Here is a 21,784-nt window from a genome sequence, read left to right as displayed (position 1 = left end):
TGAATCAGTTAAACAGTCCAAATATAGAATAATTTTGTCATGCAATAAAGCACAAAACTTTAAAATTTAAAACATTATGGACAAGAAACAATTCAGTTCAAAAGACTTTCACGAAACATTTGCAAGACCAAAGTATGTAAAGCCAAGCCACTTAATTCATAAAAATGTAGAAAATGCAGGAGAACATAATCAGTTTTCAACAGAAAGGAAACACCCTGTTTTCTTTGTAGATCTTCCGAGTAAAAATGTAAGTATGACCATTGGAGGATTAACTCCCGGACAACAAACGAACAGACACCGTCATACTTATGAAACTGTATTATTTGTCATTGAAGGAAAAGGCTGGACAGAAGTAGAGGACGAAAGAGTATATTGGGAAGCTGGTGATGCCGTTTATATTCCATCATGGGCATGGCATAAGCACCAAAATCTGAGCGATACAGAATCAGCCAAATATATAGCCTGCGAAAATGCTCCTCAATTACAGAATCTGGGTGTAGCCCTGAGAGAAGAAGAAGGCAGGGATCTTTAATACCATGATTTAAACCATTAAGAGACCACTTCTACTGATTTTATTGATCATGGATATGATTTTCTTTTTCAAAGTGAAATTTTACTTCAAATTAAATATCTCTTAATGGTTAAAAATTTTTGCTAAAAATTATTCTAAATTTTTAAACCAACAAAACATGAAAAATGTACCATTTAAAGGGATTATATCCTATCCCATAACACCTTTTGATGAAAATGAAAAAGTAGACATCCCTCTTTTCAAGCACCTGGTAGAAAGGCTAATCACTTCTGGAAGTCATGGTATTGCTCCCTTGGGAAGTACAGGGGTAATGCCTTATCTGTCTGATGAAGAAAAGGAAGAAGTTACAGAAGCCACATTAAAACAAGTAAAGGGAAGAATCCCAACTCTTGTAGGGGTTTCCAATCTTACCACAGAGAAAACGATTCATCATGCTCAATTTGCAGAGAAAGCAGGAGCAGATGCCGTAATGATCATTCCGATGAGCTACTGGAAACTAACAGATGACGAAATTGTGTCGCATTATGATGCTGTAGCACGTAAAATTTCTATTCCAATTATGGCTTACAATAATCCGGCAACAAGTGGAGTAGATATGTCACCGTCTCTCTTAAAAAGGCTGCTTGAAATTCCTAATGTAACCATGATTAAAGAAAGTACAGGAGATATTCAGAGAATGCATTATCTGAGAAGAGAACTGGGAGAAGAAGTCGCTTTTTATAACGGCTCAAACCCTTTAGCTTTGGCTGCATTTTCTGCTGGGGCAAGAGGCTGGTGTACGGCTGCACCTAATCTTATTCCTGAACTTACTATCAGTCTTTACAATGCGGTTGAAAAAGGGAATTTAGAGAAAGCAAAAACTATTTTCTATCGACAGTTTGATCTTTTAAAATTCATTGTCAATAAAGGACTACCAAGAGCTGTGAAATCAGGGCTGAATATTCTGGGTGAAGATGGTGGAAATTTGAGAAGTCCTTTAAAACCATTGCATGAAAAAGAAACTGAAGAATTAAGAAATATTATTCAAACTCTTATTAATTAATACCATCTTATGAAAAAGTCCATTTTTTATCATGCAGGATGTCCTGTATGCATCAGTGCAGAACATGATATTATCGGCCTTATAGGGTTGCAAAATATTGAAATTATCCATCTGGGTAATGAAAAAAATAAAATTGAAGATGCTGAAAAGGCAGGGGTAAAGTCTGTACCTGCTTTAGTAACGCCTAGCGGGAATGTTCTTCATATTAACTTTGGAGCATCTATAGAGGATGTGAAAAATTAGTATTATTAATCTTGTATCAACGGCTCAATTTCTTGAGCCGTTTTTTACATTTTTAAATGATAGCATTGCCTTCAACACCGTCAGCATTATTCGTTTTATGGCCTGTTATTGCTGATGCAACAAAGCTAAAGAGACTGACTAGTTTTCCAGCTTTGGTGTCCCAATAATAAGTTTCTTTAGGCTCTACACGGATAATCGTAACATTGGGATCATCTTTTCCGTCAAACCAGGCTTTTGCAAGGGGAGACCATTTTTCTTCTTATAGTGGTCTTATCTTTATAAACAGAAGCTTTTCCATATACAGACAGATATTGAGAGTTATTATTATTCATGAAAAACAGCTGGACTCTCCGGTCTTCTTTTATTTCAAAATTTTTATTGCTGGTTCCACTGCTGATAAACCAAAGGTTTCCGCTGTCATCTGTCTCTTGTAAAGTCATAGGCCTCGAGTTGACAGGTACTGTTTCCAATTCTGTACAGAACATACATATTTTTGCATTTTCTGACAGTTCTTTGATCTTTTTGATCGCTTCGAGATGGGTAAGATTTTGTGTAGACATAATATTATATTTAAATGATTGGTTGAATCGTAATAATTCTACAGAAGCTAGAATTAATTTTATTGAAATATTCAAATACCTGACCAAATAGGTGGAAAACGTGGTACCTCGGTTTAAATTTTTATGTGATTTGTTGGAAAACGCAAGGACGCAAATGGGTTTTCCTATGATGATGCTTATTTAGGTGCAAGGATTTCATCTTCAATGAAATTGAATGCTGCTTATTTGAATCATTATGATTTTTTAAGAGAGAATAAGAATAATAAAAAACTACTGAAACTATTTATTAAAGTGTACACTTATTTTAATTACCACGAATGCACAAATAAAAAATAATTCGTGTATTCTAAGATATATGCAAATTATATTTTGTTAAATTTACAAAAGGTTGATCTCTTTTTATCACCGCAAATATTCTGTAAATAAGTTTACAGCAAACAGCATTAATTATGGAATTATGAGCTATCTGTGGGAAAAATTTATGTACATTTGACTATGCAGATTTCACCGCCAAAACATCTGGCACCCTTTATCCGGCATTATATCTTTTTGGAAAACAATGAAAAGGATATCAAGAACGTCAGATTATTTACTGATGGCAGTACCGGGTTAATTTTATCTGCTAATATGCGTTTATACTCTCATCTTTCCGGGGAGCAAATGCCTTTTTTTTTTTTTTTATGGAACTTTAAATACTTATAAAGATTTTTATTCAAAAGATACATTCTCATTTATTGCAGTTATTTTTCAGCCTTACTTTTTAAATATTCTTCTGAAGACCTCTGCAAAAGAGGCTAAAAATCAGATTGTTTCTGTTGAAGATGTATTGAAAGATGCGTTGCAGCCGTTTCATGAGAAGCTTTTTTATAAAACAGATCCTTTGGTAATCATGCATGATCTGAATCTATTTTTTACGAAATTTCTATCTGAAAAAATTGACACCGAGTACCAATTTATAGCAGCAGTTCAACAGTATATCCTTCAGAATAGAGGTACCGTACTCTCTAAGGATCTGGAAAAATTTACAGGATATTCTGAACGCCACCTGGAAAGGAAGTTTGAAAGCTATATGGGTATTTCTCCTAAAACATACAGCAATATTATCCGGCTTCATTATTTTTTAAGTCTTATGAAACAGGAGAATAAAGGTCAAAATATGACCTTGCTTTCCTATCATGCAGGTTATTCCGATCAATCTCACCTGATTCGGGAGTTCAGAAAGAATGTAGGACTTACTCCCAGACAATATGCCAACACGGAAAATAAAATGGCCGTTAACTTTATTGAGCTGTAATCCTCATGTCGGATTTATACAATTTTCCTTTAGCAGGCTGCCATAGATTTGCTGAAAAAAACAATGAATATTAAAATTTCAACGGCACAATTTGAAAATAAAAGCGGCGACAAGGAATACAATCTGGGTATTATAGAAAAACTGGCTCAAAAAGCTTCTATTGAAGGTTCTGATGTGATTGCTTTTCACGAATGTTCTATTACAGGATATACTTTTGCCAGAAACCTGTCCAAGGATCAGTTGCTGGATATTGCTGAACTTATTCCTGATGGAGAAAGCATTAAAAGACTGCAACAAATTGCTGAGCAATACAATATCGTTATTCTGGCAGGACTTTTTGAAAAGGATGAAAATAACAACCTCTTCAAAGCCTATGTATGTGTAGATCATACAGGATTGAAAGCCAAATACAGAAAATTGCATCCCTTCATCAATCCCCATCTTACTCCAGGTAATGAATATTGTGTATTTGAAATTCAAGGTTGGAAATGTGGTATTCTGATTTGCTACGACAATAATATTATTGAAAATGTAAGGGCGACCAAATTGCTTGGTGCAGATATTATTTTCATGCCTCATGTTACGATGTGTACACCTTCCACAAGACCTGGAGCAGGTTTTGTAGATCCTCAGCTTTGGGAAAACAGGCTAGAAGATCCTACTTCTTTACGACTTGAATTTAACGGAATGAAAGGAAGAGACTGGCTGATGAAATGGCTTCCTGCCAGGGCTTATGACAATGCAGCGTATATCATTTTCTCAAATCCTATTGGAATGGATGATGACCAGCTTAAAAATGGATGTTCTATGATTATAGACCCTTTTGGGGATGTTATTGCAGAATGCCAGTCATTTGAAGACAGCTTTACATCTGCTGTTATTATTTCTGAAAAGCTTACGCAGGCTGGTGGATACCGGTATTTAAAAGCAAGAAGGCCGGAACTTTACAGAGATATTATAGGGAAAGAACATTCTTCTGTACAAAAAGTGGTATGGCTGGATGAGAAAGACAATTAACCTATACTTATGCAGAGGTAATTTGTATAATAGAAGGATAATGAATGATCAAAAATATAAGGGCAGATTATGGGTCTGCCCTTGTATTTTTTAATTTGACGCAAGGTTTTATAATTATGCTGCTTTATTTTTAAGAAAGCAAAGAGAAAAAAATCAACAAGTTGATTTGACTAAGCTAATGATATGATTCTATTATCTAGGTCTGTCTGGTTTTGTTGGATCAATGGTTTCGTCTGGATTATCACCTTGGATGGGTGGCGTAATTTTAGAAGTAGATGATTCTATTTTTAGCCCTTGTTTACTGAAATTCGCATCGTTTTTTGGAGTAACATCTTCATCTCTTTCAGAAGTGCAGGAATTAAGTGTAAATACGATAGCAGCACTTGCCGCTAAAATAATTAGTTTTTTCATTGTAATTGTTTTGATTAAAGTGTAAAAATACTAATTAACAGGTGATATTCTACTATGTATTTGAGGTTTTTAATTCTAAAATAAAAACCTCAAACCTCATAAATTCCATCACTTGTAAACACAAAAACTTACTTTTCTTAGGAAGGTTTTTGGTGTCCAGACCTGTAAATTCACTAAAGGCGGGAAGTAACAACTGGTTTTCACTTAATGCAAAACAGGGAAGTCTTATGCTTTTCACCGCAGAATTTAAAACAATTCCGGGATGAATATGGCCGGTGATCTGAAAACCTGATTTCTCTTTATCAAAATCATGGATCAGCGTAAAGGCTCCCAGCTCCAATAAAAATGCTTTAAAATCAAGACAAAGCTTTTTCTCCAAAGGCTCTGAAATACGGTCGTGATTTCCCTCAATAAGATAAAACTTCAAATCAGGATATTGATTTCTCCATTGGCAAAACTCATCCACATCAGAATTGTCACCGGCATGAAGCAGATCCCCCACTACAATCAATTTTTCTGGCTGAAAATACTCAATTAATGCAGACAGCCTTTCAAGGTCACTTTTCATGATATGATTAGCGATTGCGATGCCATTTTTTCGGAAATGAGCAGTTTTTCCGATATGAAGATCAGAAAGTATTACAGCTTTTTCTTTTTCAGAAACAGTGCACGCTGGTTTGTCAGCGTAAAAACTTCATTTTGAATGGTAATTTCTTTAGTAATAATATACACAGTGAATTAGGTAAAGATTTTTGGGTAAAGTTTAAGTTTTCTTACAAAAGATTGTTTTAATAATAATTATTCTCTCTTCTGCTTACATGAAATTTTTCATCAAAAATATAAGTGACTGGAACTCCTGTTGCAATTTCTCTTTCCAGGATTTCTTCAGGAGATAAATGTTCCAGGTACATGATAAGGGCACGAAGGCTGTTTCCATGAGCCACAATCAATACATTTTCTCCTTTCTTCAACAAGGGAGTAATTTCTTTTTCAAAATACGGGATTACCCTGTTATAAGTATCTTTAAGGCTTTCTCCACCAGGTGGAACTACATCAAAAGATCTGCGCCAGGTATGAACCTGTTCTTCTCCATATTTCAGGGCAGTTTCTGCTTTATTAAGGCCTTCCAGGTTTCCATAAGAGCGCTCATTCAAGGCTTTATCCATGACAATAGGAATATTGGGTTTTCCAATTTCATCAAGAATGATGGTAAGGGTATGCTTAGCTCTTAGCAAAACTGAAGTAAAGGCAATGTCTATTTTTTCCTTTTTTAAGGCAATTCCCGCATTTTTTGCTTCTTCAATTCCTGTTTCTGTAATATCGATATCCTGCCATCCGGTAAATCTGTTTTCAAGATTCCAGAGGGACTGTCCGTGACGGACTAAAAACAATTTTGCCATTGTGTATTTTTTATTTTAGCTTCCTGGAAGCTATACTCTAAGGTACGGCGAATATTTAAACTTATCAAGAAAATTCTGTCAGAATATTAGGCTAACAATACGATTAAATTATGAGTAAATACTGATATCAAATATCTGCTACATTGGAAAGTTTCAGCATTCTTTTAATTCTTGCATCCAATCCTTCACTGGAAAGAGTCTGCCTCAAACTGTCTACCTTAATAGGAAAGCTTAAAGGCGTAAAAGACCGGGAATGTTTTAAAATAACCTTAGATTTTTCAATCCTTTTAAAAGCTTCGACGAGCCGTTGTTCCTGAAGCTGCATATTAAAGACTTCTGTATAGGCCTGTTTGATTAAAAAGTGGTGAGAATCATGATCTTCCAAAACTTTAAAAATGAGCCCGGCTGAACTTTGCAACGATTTATTGGAGCGTTGCTGACCGACATAATTTTGAATCACCATTCCGGAGATCACTGCAATATCCCTGAATTTCCGCCTTGCCATTTCTGCAGAATTGATGCTGGCAATCACATCATTCATCAGGTTATCCCGGGTTAATATCTGCTGTAAATTTTCTTCATTCAACGGAATCTCCTTATCGCTGAACAGCTCAAATCCATAGTCGTTCATTGCCATTGAAAAGGAAATAGGGGCCAGTTTTGATATCCGAAAGGCAATTAACGCGGCCATTACTTCATGTACCAGACGGCCTTCAAAAGGATACATAAATAAATGATAGCCTTCGCGGTTTTTGATCATTTCCACCAGAAATTCATTTTCCTGCGGAATGTGAGAATTCTCTTCTTGATTAATCAATAGCGGATGCAGAAATTTAAGTTCTTTTTCTGAAGCCTTTGGGCTTAAGGCATGCGAAAGTTTTTCTCTTAAAAAATGACCCAGATTGGAACTTAATGGCAATCTTCCACCAAGATAACTTGGAACCAGGGCTTTTCCCTTTGCAGCTCTTACATAGACGGTCATATCCTTAATCATAGCAACTTCCAACGTTCGACCAGCCAGAATAAATCTTTCTTCTTTTTTAAGTTTGGAAATAAAATATTCTTCAATCATTCCCACATAACCACCGGAAATAAATTTTACTTTGAGCATGGCATCGCTTACAATCACGCCCATATTCATTCGGTGAAGCATAGCAATTTTTCGGGAAGTTACTTTATACAAGCCATCTTCCATGATGACGATTTTATGAAATTCCTCATAGTTTTTTAAAACACTGCCGCCAATGGTCAAAAACTCAAGAATACTTTTCCATTCTTCATCCATGATTTCCTGAAAAGCATATACTTTTTTAATTCTTTCATAAGTTTCATCAGGATAAAAGCCATTTCCAACGGCCAGAGTCATGAGGAATTGAATCAAAACATCAAAACACAGTACTTGAGGCTCTCTTGGCTCCACTACTTTTTGCTTTACGGCTTCTTTTAAAGCAGAAACCTCTATTAATTCTAAAGAGTGGGTGGGAACACAATAAATCTTGGATGTTTCGAAAGGAGAGTGCCCACTACGGCCCGCTCTTTGAAGAAATCTAGCCACTCCTTTTGCAGAACCGATTTGAATCACTGTATCAACAGGTTTGAAATCTATTCCCAGGTCTAATGATGAAGTGGAAACAACAGCTTTTAATTTTCCGGAACTTAGATTTTCTTCAATCCAGATTCTCAGATGGGCATCAATAGAACTGTGGTGAATAGCAATTTGCCCTGCAAAATCAGGATAGGCATCTAAAAGCAGTTGATACCACATTTCACTCTGACTTCGGGTATTGGTAAAAACAATGGTAGATTTCGATTCAAGGATGATGGGAACTACTTTATCTGCAAGCTTATGGCCTAGATGGCCTGCCCAGGGTAGTATTTCCACTTCATCAGGAAATACGGGAATAATATCAATCTTTTTATGTTCTTTCGCTGTGATTTTTGTTTTCTTAATGTCATAAGGTATCAAAACATCCATGGCTTCATCCAGGTTTCCAATGGTGGCTGTAATTCCCCAAATCTGAAGTTTTGGAACGTATTTCCTAAGCTGTGATATTCCCAGTTCTACCATGACACCGCGTTTTGAACCTAACAATTCATGCCATTCATCTATCACAACACATTTCATATCCTTGAAGAAGATTTCATGATTTTTCTGAGCCAGTAAAAGATGTAAACTTTCAGGAGTTACCACCAAGATTTCAGGTATCTTTCTGACCTGTTGTTGTCTTATTTTAGGATCTGTGTCTCCGTTTCTTACCCCAACCACCCAATCAATGCCAATTTCATCCATGGCTTCCTGCATTGCCTTGGCAATATCTTTAGACAATGAACGGAGTGGGGTGACCCAGATCATTTTTAATCCTTTTTTATAGTTTTCAGGATGGTTTAAAAAGTCTGAGATCAATGCTAAAAAAACAGAAAAAGTTTTTCCGAATCCTGTAGGCGCTACTACCATACCACTATATCCGCTTCCAAATTTCTTCCATGTATCCATCTGAAATTTAAAAGGAGCAATGCCTTTATCCTTCATCCATTGCTGAATGATGGTAAATCCGTTGGTATGTTCAAAGGCTGCCATGTTTATTGTATTAATTTTTTAATTTCTTCCAGGGTATCAATCTCGTCTACTGTTTTATCTTTCCGCCATCTTACAATTCTTGGAAATCGAAGGGCAACCCCGCTTTTATGACGGTTACTGAACCCAATCCCTTCAAAGGCAATCTCAAAAACAAGCTCTGCTTTTACCGTTCGTACAGGGCCAAATTTTTCAATGGCATTTTTATTCACAAACTTGCTTACCTCCATGATTTCTTTATCTGTTAATCCTGAATAGGCTTTGGCAATGGTCACCAGCTTATCTTCATTTTTTACAGCAAATGTATAATCTGTATAGTAAGCACTTCGTCTGCCACTTCCTTTCTGAGCATAAATCAATACTGCATCAATGGTAAAAGGATTGATCTTCCATTTCCACCAGTCGCCTTTTTTTCTGCCGGAATGATAAGGGGAGTTTTGTTGTTTAAGCATCAATCCTTCGCTGTTTATAGCTCTTGAATTGTCCCGGATCTCGTTCAGTTCTTGCCATTTTTCAAAATGTATATTTTGAGAAATTTTAATGTTTTGAGGATTTTCATTTAATAATAATTCCTCCAGCATCGCTCTTCTGGCTGAAACCGGTTTTTCCCTCAAATCAGTATTCTCAAGTTCCAATAGATCATAGGCAAATACTTCTATCGGAATTTCTGTAAGCATTTTTTTAGTTAAAGTTTTTCTATTTAATCTTTTTTGTAATTCATTAAAATTTAAAACATTACCATCCTTTACCGCAAGTATTTCTCCATCTAAAACAAAATTCCCTTTCATGGCTTTTACTGCTTCTGTGATCTCAGGAAATTGTTCCGTAATGAGTTCTTCACCTCTTGACCAGATAAAAACTTCATCGTTTCTTCTGATAATCTGTCCTCGTATGCCATCCCACTTATATTCTACAAGCCATTCATCAGGCTGTCCCAATTCATCAAGATTTTTTTCCAGAGGATAGGCTAAACAGAAAGGATAGGGTTTAGAATTATCAGGATTTACATTCTCTGCAGAGATTAATTCTTCGAAGGAGACTTCATCAGGCATCCATTTCCCCATTAAACTGTGCATCAATGCACTTGCTTCCTGTCCGGAGAACTTGGTCAAGGCATTAATCAGCGTTTTAGCTGAAACTCCGATCCTAAAACTTCCGCCAATTAATTTATTGAAGATCAGTCGTTCCGTATAATCCAAACCATTCCAGGAATGGAGGACAAATGCTTTCTTTTCTGATTCTTTTTTATCTTTTAAATCAACAATATCGTTCATCCATTGGGAGAGGCTCTGTTCTATTTTCTCTTGTGGTGGCGGAAGAATTAATGACAATGTTTCGCCAAGATCTCCAACCGAAGAATAGCTTTCCTGAAAAAGCCAGTAGGGAAGTCCTGTAAGCTCCAGTGCCCATTCTTTCATCAAATTGGTATTGACATTTCGTTTAGGTCTTTTTCCTGTAAACAAAGCAATAAACCAGACTTTGTCATCATCCGGAGCACGCTCCAGATAATCCATAATAGCATCTATTTTAGCATTGGTCTTATTGGTTGTTTCCAAGGCATTGATAAGATCTGCAAAATGTCTCATGATTCCGGATTTTCGATGGTTTCTTTTTCTGATACTTCTTCATCCTCTCCAAACAGGGTTTCTATTACATCTGCCTTGATTCCGATTTCATTCAGATACTTTGAAAAGACTTCTGTCTGCCCATGAGTAACATGCACAAGTTCTGCTTCTGTTGCTTTTACAGTTTGCAATAACCCCTTCCAATCAGCATGATCGCTCATAGCAAATCCTGCATCTGCACTTCGCCATCGCCTTGCTCCCCGAACCTGCATCCATCCGGAGCATATTGCTGTGGCCGGATCAGGAATTTTTTTGATCACATTACTGTCGAGTAAAGCGGGGGGAACAATAACAATTTGATGTTCTGTCTCTTTCGGATGCTCCCTGAAATCAGCAATCGTATATTCCGGAAGATCAATTCCTACAGCTTCAAAAGCCTCATTAAGCTTTCCGATGGAGTAGTGAACATATATTTTGCTTAACCCCTCCACGGCCTTCATAATTCGCTGAGCTTTCCCAAGCGAATATCCGATAAACACAGAAGTTTTATTGTTTTCCTGATTCTTTAATACCCAATTCTGAAGTTTTTTATTAAGATCATCTACTTCCAGCCAATTATAAATGGGTAATCCAAAAGTACTTTCTGTAACAAATTCATTGCACCTTACCAATTCAAAAGGTGTACTGAGATGATCATCCTGCACTTTATAATCCCCTGAAATGACCGTTACAAATCCTTTATATTCTAATCGTATCTGGGCAGAACCAATGATATGTCCGGCAGGATGTAATGAAACCTGAACACCATTCATATTGATCTTTTCTCCATATTCTACACTCTGGCACTCAATATCCACTCCAATTCTTTGGTATAAAATAGGTTTTGTAAAATGATGACAAAGGTATTTTTTCATTCCCCAGCGGGCATGATCGGCATGTCCGTGTGTAATAATAGCCATATCCACAGGCCTCCAGGGATCAATATAGAATTTTCCCTGTGGACAATAAATTCCTTTTTTGGTAAATGTGATTAGCTTCAATGGTGTGATAGGTTTGTATAAAGTACTTCAAAAACTTAACCAATTTACAATAAACTATTAATTTTATTATAATTCAAGACTTGATTGTTGGATAATACAAAGGATCATGAATTTCTAAACCTGTTTTAATGCATCAGATGACTTTTAGCATATTTTCAATATTACAGATATTATTTAATGCATAATTAATTAAAAAAACAATACTTTTAGGCAGTGAATTAGTTGAAAGAATTTTTAGTTGCATTAAATAAAGAATTTTTATTGAAACATAATGACAACTAAACCGTTACACAATTTCCATATTCCTGTGATGGGATTGGCTTACACCATAGATAGCCCGATCCGCGTTGCACAATATGGAATTTCTTCTGTGATTTCCATCATTGATGATGAAATTCTGGAAAAAATGAAGAACTTTTATAACCAGAAGTTTAATCTGGATTATTTAAGAATTCCAACAAAGACAGAAGATTACAGAGCCAAAAGAATTACTGCTTATCTGGACATGGTAGATGATATCGTGAATGAAAAATTCGAATCTTTCAAACAGGAAATCAGTAAAAATAAAGAGGCTCTGAAAGATTTCATGGCCATATTACCCAACACTTCAGATCTGAAGAACAGTCTTCAAAACATAATCAGCCAAAAAGACAACTGGAGTGAGAGCGTCAAAAATTTTATTGAAGCCAATCTGATTCCGGGAAGTATTGATGTGAATATCATGACCAAAGTTGATAAAGACAACTATAAAAAGAATGAGCAGCTTCCTGTCATGTATAATGATGCTCACGCTTCACTCCGCGGATTTGCAAAGAGTAAGTTATCTTCTTCTATGGTTCTTTCTGCCGGAATGAATCCACGTCTATACAGTTATATGGAAGAATTTGATGACTTTTTTCCGGATGAAAACGGAACGTTGAAAAAGAAAATTATTCTTAAGGTAAGCGATTTCCGTTCTGCTATGATCCAGGGGAACTTTCTGGCTAAAAAAGGGTTGTGGGTTTCAGAATACAGAATAGAATCCGGATTGAATTGCGGCGGTCATGCGTTTGCTACAGAGGGAATGCTGCTCGGACCTATCATGGAAGAATTCAGACAGAAAAAGAATGACCTGATTCAGTCTGCTCATTCCTTAATGATAAATGCTTTAGAACAAAAAGGCAAACCGGTTGTTTCCCAGCCTTTAGAAATGAAAATTACGGTACAGGGTGGAGTAGGAACTTCTGAAGAGCATGAGTTTTTACTCTCCAATTATGATGTAGACAGTGTGGGATGGGGTTCTCCTTTTTTATTGGTTCCTGAAGCCACTTCTGTAGATACCGAAACCAGAAACCTTCTCTTACATGCCAGGGAAAAAGATTTTTACCTGAGTAGGATTTCCCCTCTTGGAGTGCCTTTCAATACCATAAAAGGAACTTCCAACGAGTTGTTAAAACTACAGAAAGAATCCAAAGGAAGATATGGAAGCTCATGTCCAAAGAAATTATTAGCATTAAGCAAAGAATATTCTCCTGAAGGAACCTGTACTGCTTCCAAAAAATATCAGGATATTAAACTTAGTGAACTTTATCTTCAAAAAGAGTTTCTCTCTGCAGAAGATTTTGATAAGAAAAAAGCTGAAATTACAGATAAAGCCTGTCTATGTGTTGGACTTGTGAATGCCGCCTATATGGAGAAGGGAATAGAGATTAAAGGAGAAAAACAGGGTGTTGTCATCTGCCCAGGCCCGAATATCGCATTTTTTGATAAGGAAGTCTCGCTTGCTGAAATGGTGAAACATATTTATGGAAATACTAATATTCTGCCTGATAATAACCGTCCCAATATGTTCATTAACGAGTTGAAAATGTATGTGGATTATCTGAAAAAGGAAATTGCAGACACTTCTGTACAAATTACCCAATCTCAAACCAAAAAATGGAATGCATTCAAAAAGAATATGCTGGAGGGAGTAGAATATTATCAAAACCTATTCAATACATCTGCATTCTTTAAACAAGGATTACAAACGATTAATCTTCAATTACAGGAATACAGACAAATTCTGATAGCACTTGAAATTCCTCAGATTGAAAAGCAATAGATTGTCTCGCCAATAGTTTGAAAAATACACCACAATGAATGGATTAATTATTTTATTTACTTGAATTAACTTGCATAACTCTATGTCTCTATTTGGTTTTAAAAATTTAACCACGTAGTCACATAGAATTAGTACGAAAAGAATACTGAAATTATCTTGTGTAAAAAAATACACAATACAGATAAAAATTGCGTCTTTACGTTCATAACAATTACAGCAGAAACAGTCTTTTATGAGACTGTTTTTATATTATTATATTCTGCAAAATAAATGAGCAATCATCGGCTTTTTCATTTATAATAACTATAGATCGTATGGCTATTTTGAATGGTTATACAGTATAATATTCGTTACCTTAGATCTCACTTAGTAAAATAATTTTTATGGAAAAAAGAAAGATCAAAAACACTGATTTAGAAGTAGCTCCTATTAATTTTGGAGGAAATGTTTTTGGGTGGACGCTGGACGAGAAACAATCCTTTGATATACTGGATCAATTTACAGAAGCTGGATTTAATTTTATAGATACAGCAGATACGTATTCATGGTGGGTAAACGGAAAAGGCGGACAGTCTGAAGAGATCATCGGAAAATGGATGAAAAACCGTAATAACCGTAAGGATATTGTTCTGGCGACCAAAGTAGGCTCTGAAACGAAAGAACATGGCTACGATATCAGTAAAAAGCATATCCTGAAATCAGTAGATGAATCGCTGCAAAGACTTCAAACGGATCATATTGATCTTTATTATACCCATTTTGACGATCAAACTACTCCGGTAGAAGAAACACTTTCTGCTTATGATGAAATCATTAAGGCTGGAAAAGTGCGTTATATCGCAGCATCTAATCTTTCCCCGGAACGTTTAAAAGCATCCTTTGAGGCTTCTGAAAAGAACAATCTGCCTAAATATGTTGCATTACAGCCTCATTATAATCTATTGGAAAGAGAAGGGTTTGAGAAAAACTATGCTCCCTTGGCAGAACAATTTGATCTGAGTGTATTTCCATATTGGTCGCTGGCAGCAGGTTTCCTCACCGGAAAATATCGTAATGAAGCAGACCTTGCCAAAAGTGCAAGAGGAGAAGGAGTAAGAAAATACTTAAACCCAAAAGGTTTGGAAGTTTTAAAAGCATTGGATCAGGTGAGTGAAAAGCATCATAGCAACCAGGGAACAGTAGCTTTAGCATGGCTGTTAGCCAATCCATTGATTACAGCACCTATTGTAAGTGCAACAAGTTCTTCGCAGCTTGAAACGTTATTCAATGCACCGAAGCTTGTGTTAGATCAGGAAGATATCGAATTGCTTACTAAAGTGAGCAACTAGTTTCTAAACTTCATTATTAGATTAAAAAATCCGTTCAGTATAATATTTGAACGGATTTTATTTTTAAACACAAAAGACACAAAAGTTTTTTAATACTTTAGTTATTTTAAGTTACTACTAACTGTTTGAAAAGTACATTTAAGATTTTGAAAAATTTTATTGAGTATCATAATTAAAGATGTGATATTTCCCTGAAGGGATGTCAAACCACAGATTTTACAGGGAGATTCAATTCTTATTAATCAGAATATTCTTTCAACAGTTGTCTATAGCTCATCAAAATAGAAGACTTGGAAATAAATCCAATAAAAACATTGTTTTCACTCACCACAGGCAGGTTCCAAACTCCAGTATCATCAAAGATCTGAAGTATTTGAAGAGGTTTATTTTCAGGACGAACTATCGCTGGTGGAGCCTTCATAATCTGATCAACTGTTTGGGCAGCATTAATTTCTTTATTAAAAAGATAAGGTCTGATATCATCCAGTGTTAAAACGCCTTTTAATGCCCTGGTTTCGTCTACGATAGCAAAAATATTTTTATCTCCATTCTTTACCAGCTCAAAAAGTTCTGTGATAGAGGCTGTTTCCTGAATCGTCTGAGAATATTTATCAATAAAATCATCCGTTCTTAAGGCAAAAAGAATGTTTTTATCATGCTTATTGGTAAATATCTTTCCTTCATCGGCAAGGGACTTCAATTCCGGAGAAATAGGAGAGAACCATTTGGCAATAAGATAAGACATAATGGCAACAATCATTAATGGAATGAAAAGATCATATCCAAAGCTGGATTCTGCAATCAGAAATATGGCCGTAAGGGGAGCATACATTACTCCGCTCATGGCTCCAGCCATTCCTACCAGTACAAGATTGGTAACCGGAACATCTGTAAACCCGATATGCTGACAAACCAATGCAAACAAATAACCCAATGTTCCGCCCGCAAAAAGAGAAGGGGCAAAATTACCTCCGTTTCCACCACTGAATATGGTAAAAGAGGTAGCAAATGCTTTTAATAATAATACCAGCACCAAAAACACAATAATCGTCCATTCACCAATTTCAAAATATCTGAAAAAGCTATTTTCGATGATTGAATGAGTATTTCCATTGGTAAATGCTTTTACGGTGTCATATCCTTCTCCAAATAAAGGAGGGAAAAGCACACAAAGTAAAGAAAGAACAGCTCCTCCAAACATTGCTTTTCGCATTTTTGAAAGCTGAAGCCCTTTTATAAAGTGTTCCACTTTTTGGGAAATGATGACAAAATATCTGGCGTATAATCCGGTTACAATACCTAAAATAAGATAATAGGGTAGATTTTTATAATTGAAAGCCTCTCTTGTATAAAACCTGAATAGCACGTCTTCCTGAAGTAAAATTCTTGATAAAAGGCTTCCGCAAACTGCAGCAACCACTAATGGAATAAAGTCTGTAAAAACCACTCCTGTCAACAGAATTTCAAAAGCAAACATGATTCCGGCAATAGGAGCATTGAATGCCGAAGCAATCCCGGCAGTGGCTCCTGCTGCCAGTAATAAAGTACGTTCTTTATAATTGAGTCTGTAGGTCTGGGCAAAATTGGATCCTATGGCCGCTCCGGTTACTGCAATGGGACTTTCCAGTCCTGCAGAACCTCCTAATCCAACAGTAACTGCACTCTGGATTACCTGGGAATACATTTTTACAGAAGCTACAATACTTGAATTTTGTGCAATTTCGTAGAGAATGGCTCCAATTCCTTTTCGGTCCTGACCTTTAAATAGTGTTAATACAATTAAAGTCGTCAGAACAATTCCTAAAAACGGAAAAACAATATAGAACAGGATCTGATATTCAAAATGAACTTTATTGGTAATGAAATAGTGGATGTTATGGACTAATGTTTTCAGGATTACTCCGGCCAATCCGGCTGTACATCCTACAAGGATTCCTGAAAGCACTAGGAACTGGTTCCGGCTCAGTCTGTTGTTCAGCCAATGCAGAATAAGCTCATAGCTGCGGGCTTTTTCCAGTCCATATTTCTGGAAATCTCTTTTAAATTTTAGAAAGCTTAGGTACTTTTTTTTTGTTGTGAATTTTCACCTGGGAAGAATTTTAATGCGGATCTCAATTTGAAACTGCTGTGTAAATTTATGAAATATCTTAGAGAAACTTACCCAAAACATGTTTTAAAAACTTCTCTAAGATCAGAAAAAGTTTCTTGTTTTCTACTCAGAATATCTTAAAATGCTCATTTAATCTATTAAAACCTGTTGTAATATTGATTTTTCACATCCCTTATTACAGCTAATTTGTATGGTATTACCGAGCTTCATTAATTTTTCTAGACATTCCTGAAAACAGAAATTTAACAGCTGCTATTCCTACAATTCCGGCGGCAATCCATATAAGTTATTTTTCAGAAATAGTGAACAGTGATTTTCCATCAATTCCCATATTTCCTTTTGATTTTTCACCTTTATTGGCCTTCTTCATTACCATTTGCATCGCTGCAGAAGAAACATACCGGACCACGCCGGGAAAGATTTTATAGATACTTTTAAAAGCCACTGGTGGCCAGTCCGGATAAGATGCTTCAGTAGGATTTTTTGCTGTTCTTACAATAGAAGCGGCCAGTTTTCTTGGGTCAAATGATAGAGGAGGAGTACTGAGTTTGATTCCTGAATAATTAGCAGCATGTTTTATTCCTGAAGATTTCTGGAAACCAAGATACAACGCACAAATATGGATCCGATACACTTCCCTCGTATGGGCTCACCGAAAGTGAAAGAAGATTATACTACAGATGCTGTAAAAAATCTATTGAAGAGAGTCTCTAAAGAACCGGATTGAGCCATATCAATATTGTTTACATCCCTCTTGGCTTTTGGTAGGAATTGAAAGCAGAAGGATTGATTTATGAAAAGGCAGAAGTTCCACATTAAATTGTAGAAATTCCACCTGTTTTTTCTAATGAGATACTATGTTCAATAATAAACACCGCCCGGGCGAACGGTGCTTTATTTTTTTGTTTATTACAAATTTTCTTTATAAAAAGGAATCAGTTTATCCAAGGCTATTTTTACAGGCTCCGGCTGGTCATACAATTCATAATGTGACCATCCTTCAGCAATCACAAGCTCTTTTTTCTCTGAACCTGCTCTTCTCATAATTTCCAGACCGTCTCTGTAGGCTCCAAAACCTCCGGGTTTATCTCCGATAACCACCATCAACGGCTGTGTCAACAGAACCTCTGCTAAGTGAAAAGCATCCCAACCTACCGCTGCACTGCTTCGGGAATACAGATAATTGGTTGCTCCATTAGGCTTTTCTCCTCGTGAAGTTTTGTAATACTCTGTGGCTTCCAGTACATCAATATCCTTGATACCTGCAGCTTTTCCAGCTTCTACAGAGGGAGGTAAGAATTGCCCAATAAGCCTTTCAGCACCTCTTACTTCTGCAGTACGCTGTTCTGCTATTTTCTCTAATGCTTCAACAGGCTTCCAGTTTCCAAATGCTTCTCTCCAAAGCCTTCCATAGTTAACTCCCGTAACGCTTCCTATAGCTTTAATGCGACGTTCTGTCATTGCTGCATTGATGGCATATCCGCCACCGCCACAGATTCCCAATACTCCAATACGTGTTTCGTTTACATAAGGAAGGGTTACCAGATAGTCGCAGGCACAACGGAAATCTTCTACTCTTAATGTAGGATCTTCAATGAAACGGATATCTCCGCCACTGGCTCCCTGGAATGAAGCATCGAATACCAATACTACAAATCCTTCATTAGCCAATGCCTGTCCATACACATTTCCTGAAGTCTGTTCTTTGCAGCTTCCTATCGGGTGGGCACTGATAACGGCTGCATATTTTTTATTCTCGTCAAAGTTAGGTGGGAAATATAAATCTGCCGCTACATCCCAGTTAAGGTTTTTAAATGTTACTGATTGAATCATAATACTTTTTTTAATGATTAATACTGTGGTTATTTTATGATACAAATGTACAGGCAGACATTTTCAAAACAGGTAGACATATTACTTTAAAACAGATACATTTTACTGATAGAGGATTGTTGGTTTTAGAATTTTAGAGTGAAAGGTAAATAAAGTCTTATTAGGGTAAATAATTTTCCTGGTTTTTCTACACTACTTTCGCCTTTCGGATTATTTTTGCAAGCAGGGCAGGGAAAAACCTTTTCAGGTAAACACCCAATACTTCTTTGCCGCCGATCGCTTTTTGATTTTTCTTTTTTCAATGGCATTCAGCATTTTTTTTGCAAAGACATCCACGGGCATGCCATTATTAGTGGCATCATCCATTGTTCCCTGTGTAGAGCCATCTCCGGTTACTGCATGAATGGAAATATTGGTCTGTATAAATCCCGGGCAGATAATAGTTATCGAAATATTTTGAGCATATAATTCTGCACGCAGGGCATCAAAGAAGCCGTGAAGAGCATGTTTTGCAGCAGCATAGCCACTACGCATCGGAGCTCCAAAAATTCCCATAAGACTTGAAACCACAGCAATTTGTCCACCTTTATTTTGAAGCATATAGGGAAGCACTGCCTTTGTTAAAGCTACTGTTCCTATAAAATCTACATCCATCAAGCGTTTATCTACTTCGATATCGGTTTCCATAGCCAGCGAACGTTGGGATAACCCTGCATTGTTAATCAGAATATCTATTTTTCCAAAGGCTGCAACGGCTTTGGCTGCGATTTCAGGCATTTCTTTATAGTTCTTAAGATCTAAAGGAATCACAGCATATTGATTCACAGTTAGTCCTGCACTTTCTGCCACTTCATAGAGCTGTTCTTCATTTCTGGAAGAAAGAATCACTTTTGCATTGCTATTCTCTACTATTTCTTTTACTAAAGCTTCACCAATTCCGGATGAGGCTCCTGTAATCCAGATTACTTTATTGTTATAATAATTATTCATTCTGTGTTTTTATCCATTTGAATTTTCCTGTTTCAATCCGGCAATATACTTTCCGGCTTTCATTCCTGAAAAAATGCATCCGCCAAGAAATGTTCCTTCCAAAGCCCTATAACCATGCATTCCGCCACCACCAAAACCTGCCACTTCACCTGCTGCATAAAGTCCTTCAATAATGCTGTCATCCTCTCTCAGCACCTGTCCGTTCAAATTGGTTTTTATGCCGCCCAATGTCTTTCTGGTCAAAATATTAAGCCGAACTGCAATCAAAGGGCCGTTTTCAGGAGATAGGATTTTATGTGGAGCAGCAACCCGCCCAAGTTTGTCTCCTAAATAGCTTCTGGTACTTCTGATATAATTAATCTGAGTATCTTTTGAAAACGTATTGTCCAGCTCTCTGTCTCTTGCTTCAATCTGGTATTTTATTTTTTCATAATTCAAAAGATGATTGCCTGCCAGCTGGTTCATTCTTTCTACCAAATCTTTCAAATTGTCTGATACAATGAAATCATTTCCATGTTCTTTGAAGGCTTCTACAGGTCCGGGAGCTTTTTTACCAAAAATTCTTTTCAAAAATAGCGCATAATCCTTATTGGTGATATCCGGATTTTGTTCTGAACCGGATAATGCAAATTCTTTTTGATAATTTTCTGTGTCAGAATAAACCAGGAATAAGAATATCCTGTGTCCTGAATGTATTTCAATGTTCCTAAAGTATCGAATCCCGGAAGGAAAGGTGCAGGAAGACGTTTCCCTTTAGCATCAAACCATAGGGAAGAAGGACCGGGAAGTATCCTGATTCCATGCTTTGGCCAGATGGGGTTCCAGTTTTGTAACCCTTCTGTATAATGCCACATCCTATCCCGGTTGATGATATTGGCTCCTGCATTTTCGGCAATGCCAATCATTTTACCGTCTACATAAGCCGGAACTCCACACACCATATTTTCCGGAGGTGTTCCCAGTCTTTCGGGCCAGTTTTTCCTTACCAGTTCATGATTAGCTCCTATACCGCCTGATGCAATAATAATATGAGGAGCAGCATATTCAAATTGAGAGATGATATTTCTATTGGTAGCAACGCCTCTTTCCTGGTCATCATTTTCCAGAATATCTCCCTTTAGACCGGTTATTCTTCCTTCTTTCACAATCAGTTCTGTAACTCTATGACGAAACTTCATCTGTAAGAGGCCTTTTTCTTTCGCTCTGTATGCTTTTTCTACGAAAGGCTTTACAACACCTGTTCCTGTTCCCCAACTTACATGAAAACGGGGGACAGAATTTCCGTGTCCGGTAGCTGATCCGTCACCACGTTCTGCCCAGCCTACCATGAACATCAACTTAATTCCCAGTTTAGAAATGTATTCATATTTTTCACCGGCAGCAAATTTCAGATAAGCTTCCGCCCATTTGCGGGGCCAATAATCTTCATCACGATCAAAACCTGCAGTGCCTTTCCAGTCCTGTAAAGCCAATTCATAGGAATCTTTAATTCCCATTCTTCGTTGCTGAGGTGAATTGATAAGGAAAAGCCCGCCAAATGACCAAAAAGCCTGGCCACCGATATTCTGTTCAGTTTCCTGATCCAGAAGCAGTACTTTTTTTCCGGCATTTGTGATTTCCATGGCAGCAGTAAGACCTGCCAATCCGGTTCCTATGATAATGACATCCGGCTGGAATGTTTCGTCCATGATAAGGTATTTTTTGATTCACAATACTTTATATAAATGTATAAAATATTTGTATTTAAACAGACAATCTATT

General features: G+C 36.7%; 19 protein-coding genes and 3 pseudogenes. 8 read left to right on the top strand and 14 right to left on the bottom strand.

The genetic code is table 11. The annotated features are described in order from the left end of the window. Positions 1–76 precede the first annotated feature (76 nt). The 3 genes from H5J24_RS10225 to H5J24_RS10215 all read left to right on the top strand — a co-directional run bounded on the left by H5J24_RS10225 (position 77) and on the right by H5J24_RS10215 (position 1,817). The gene (locus tag H5J24_RS10225; RefSeq protein WP_047430598.1) at positions 77–532 is read left to right on the top strand and encodes a cupin domain-containing protein; all 456 of its coding nucleotides are present in this window, start codon (positions 77–79) and stop codon (positions 530–532) included. Between the two features lie 157 nt (positions 533–689). Beyond that, positions 690–1,574, top strand: a complete 885-nt coding sequence (locus H5J24_RS10220) for a dihydrodipicolinate synthase family protein (protein ID WP_068943271.1) — start codon at positions 690–692, stop codon at positions 1,572–1,574. Between the two features lie 9 nt (positions 1,575–1,583). After that, positions 1,584–1,817 carry a thioredoxin gene (locus H5J24_RS10215; protein WP_068943272.1) on the top strand — a complete coding sequence of 78 codons (234 nt, stop codon included), beginning with the start codon at positions 1,584–1,586 and terminating at the stop codon, positions 1,815–1,817. A 52-nt stretch (positions 1,818–1,869) separates the two neighbouring features. Here the strand turns inward: H5J24_RS10215 and H5J24_RS25560 are convergent. Both H5J24_RS25560 and H5J24_RS25555 read right to left on the bottom strand, forming a co-directional pair. After that, positions 1,870–2,016, bottom strand: a pseudogene (locus H5J24_RS25560) (pyridoxamine 5'-phosphate oxidase family protein); the annotation flags it as partial. A 22-nt stretch (positions 2,017–2,038) separates the two neighbouring features. Then, positions 2,039–2,377 (bottom strand): pyridoxamine 5'-phosphate oxidase family protein, encoded by a 339-nt coding sequence (locus H5J24_RS25555; RefSeq protein ID WP_283250771.1) that lies wholly within the window; start codon positions 2,375–2,377, stop codon positions 2,039–2,041. A 495-nt stretch (positions 2,378–2,872) separates the two neighbouring features. Here H5J24_RS25555 and H5J24_RS26180 point away from each other — a divergent pair, with 495 nt between their 5' ends. The 3 genes from H5J24_RS26180 to H5J24_RS10200 all read left to right on the top strand — a co-directional run bounded on the left by H5J24_RS26180 (position 2,873) and on the right by H5J24_RS10200 (position 4,688). After that, the gene (locus tag H5J24_RS26180; protein WP_429832517.1) at positions 2,873–3,079 is read left to right on the top strand and encodes a DUF6597 domain-containing transcriptional factor; all 207 of its coding nucleotides are present in this window, start codon (positions 2,873–2,875) and stop codon (positions 3,077–3,079) included. A 124-nt stretch (positions 3,080–3,203) separates the two neighbouring features. Next, a complete protein-coding gene (locus tag H5J24_RS10205) occupies positions 3,204–3,671 on the top strand; it encodes a helix-turn-helix transcriptional regulator (protein ID WP_232816283.1) in 468 nt (155 codons plus the stop codon). A gap of 63 nt (positions 3,672–3,734) precedes the next feature. Further along, positions 3,735–4,688, top strand: a complete 954-nt coding sequence (locus H5J24_RS10200) for a nitrilase family protein (RefSeq protein WP_068943275.1) — start codon at positions 3,735–3,737, stop codon at positions 4,686–4,688. Positions 4,689–4,880: 192 nt separating this feature from the next. On the opposite strand, the gene H5J24_RS10195 is transcribed toward H5J24_RS10200, so the two are convergent. The 6 genes and pseudogenes from H5J24_RS10195 to H5J24_RS10170 form a co-directional block, all read right to left on the bottom strand. Then, positions 4,881–5,099: a hypothetical protein gene (locus H5J24_RS10195; protein ID WP_068943276.1), complete on the bottom strand. Its 219-nt coding sequence runs from the start codon at positions 5,097–5,099 to the stop codon at positions 4,881–4,883. Between the two features lie 52 nt (positions 5,100–5,151). Further along, positions 5,152–5,754 (bottom strand): annotated as a pseudogene (gene pdeM, locus H5J24_RS10190) (ligase-associated DNA damage response endonuclease PdeM); the annotation flags it as partial. Between the two features lie 133 nt (positions 5,755–5,887). After that, positions 5,888–6,499 carry a 2,3-bisphosphoglycerate-dependent phosphoglycerate mutase gene (locus H5J24_RS10185; protein ID WP_068943278.1) on the bottom strand — a complete coding sequence of 204 codons (612 nt, stop codon included), beginning with the start codon at positions 6,497–6,499 and terminating at the stop codon, positions 5,888–5,890. A gap of 127 nt (positions 6,500–6,626) precedes the next feature. Continuing rightward, complete coding sequence (locus tag H5J24_RS10180; RefSeq protein WP_068943279.1) at positions 6,627–9,077, bottom strand: ligase-associated DNA damage response DEXH box helicase; 2,451 nt, start codon at positions 9,075–9,077, stop codon at positions 6,627–6,629. A gap of 2 nt (positions 9,078–9,079) precedes the next feature. After that, entirely contained in the window at positions 9,080–10,660 is a 1,581-nt protein-coding gene (locus H5J24_RS10175; protein ID WP_068943280.1) for an ATP-dependent DNA ligase, read from the bottom strand. Further along, positions 10,657–11,679 (bottom strand): ligase-associated DNA damage response exonuclease, encoded by a 1,023-nt coding sequence (locus tag H5J24_RS10170; RefSeq protein WP_068943281.1) that lies wholly within the window; start codon positions 11,677–11,679, stop codon positions 10,657–10,659. Before H5J24_RS10170 ends, H5J24_RS10175 begins: the two co-directional genes overlap by 4 nt. Positions 11,680–11,950: 271 nt before the next feature. Between H5J24_RS10170 and H5J24_RS10165 the strand changes: the two genes are divergently transcribed. Both H5J24_RS10165 and H5J24_RS10160 read left to right on the top strand, forming a co-directional pair. Next, on the top strand, positions 11,951–13,762 hold the full coding sequence (locus H5J24_RS10165; RefSeq protein ID WP_068943282.1) for a hypothetical protein: 1,812 nt from the start codon (positions 11,951–11,953) through the stop codon (positions 13,760–13,762). Positions 13,763–14,145: 383 nt separating this feature from the next. Further along, positions 14,146–15,090 carry an aldo/keto reductase gene (locus H5J24_RS10160; protein WP_068943283.1) on the top strand — a complete coding sequence of 315 codons (945 nt, stop codon included), beginning with the start codon at positions 14,146–14,148 and terminating at the stop codon, positions 15,088–15,090. A gap of 238 nt (positions 15,091–15,328) precedes the next feature. On the opposite strand, the gene H5J24_RS10155 is transcribed toward H5J24_RS10160, so the two are convergent. The 6 genes and pseudogenes from H5J24_RS10155 to H5J24_RS25930 all read right to left on the bottom strand — a co-directional run bounded on the left by H5J24_RS10155 (position 15,329) and on the right by H5J24_RS25930 (position 21,711). Continuing rightward, a complete protein-coding gene (locus tag H5J24_RS10155) occupies positions 15,329–17,035 on the bottom strand; it encodes a chloride channel protein (RefSeq protein ID WP_232816282.1) in 1,707 nt (568 codons plus the stop codon). A gap of 451 nt (positions 17,036–17,486) precedes the next feature. Continuing rightward, entirely contained in the window at positions 17,487–17,810 is a 324-nt protein-coding gene (locus H5J24_RS10150; RefSeq protein WP_068943285.1) for a hypothetical protein, read from the bottom strand. Between the two features lie 299 nt (positions 17,811–18,109). Then, complete coding sequence (locus tag H5J24_RS10145) at positions 18,110–19,033, bottom strand: alpha/beta hydrolase (protein ID WP_228407630.1); 924 nt, start codon at positions 19,031–19,033, stop codon at positions 18,110–18,112. A 187-nt stretch (positions 19,034–19,220) separates the two neighbouring features. Continuing rightward, positions 19,221–20,023 (bottom strand): annotated as a pseudogene (locus tag H5J24_RS10140) (SDR family oxidoreductase). A 9-nt stretch (positions 20,024–20,032) separates the two neighbouring features. Then, the gene (locus tag H5J24_RS25935) at positions 20,033–20,593 is read right to left on the bottom strand and encodes an FAD-binding protein (protein WP_346729972.1); all 561 of its coding nucleotides are present in this window, start codon (positions 20,591–20,593) and stop codon (positions 20,033–20,035) included. Further along, positions 20,590–21,711 (bottom strand): FAD-binding dehydrogenase, encoded by a 1,122-nt coding sequence (locus H5J24_RS25930; protein WP_346729971.1) that lies wholly within the window; start codon positions 21,709–21,711, stop codon positions 20,590–20,592. Before H5J24_RS25930 ends, H5J24_RS25935 begins: the two co-directional genes overlap by 4 nt. Positions 21,712–21,784 lie beyond the last annotated feature (73 nt).

Origin of the sequence: Chryseobacterium capnotolerans (genome assembly GCF_021278965.1) — a bacterium.
GTDB classification, from domain to species: Bacteria; Bacteroidota; Bacteroidia; order Flavobacteriales; family Weeksellaceae; genus Chryseobacterium; species Chryseobacterium capnotolerans.
This window is presented reverse-complemented; position numbering and strand designations above follow the sequence as displayed.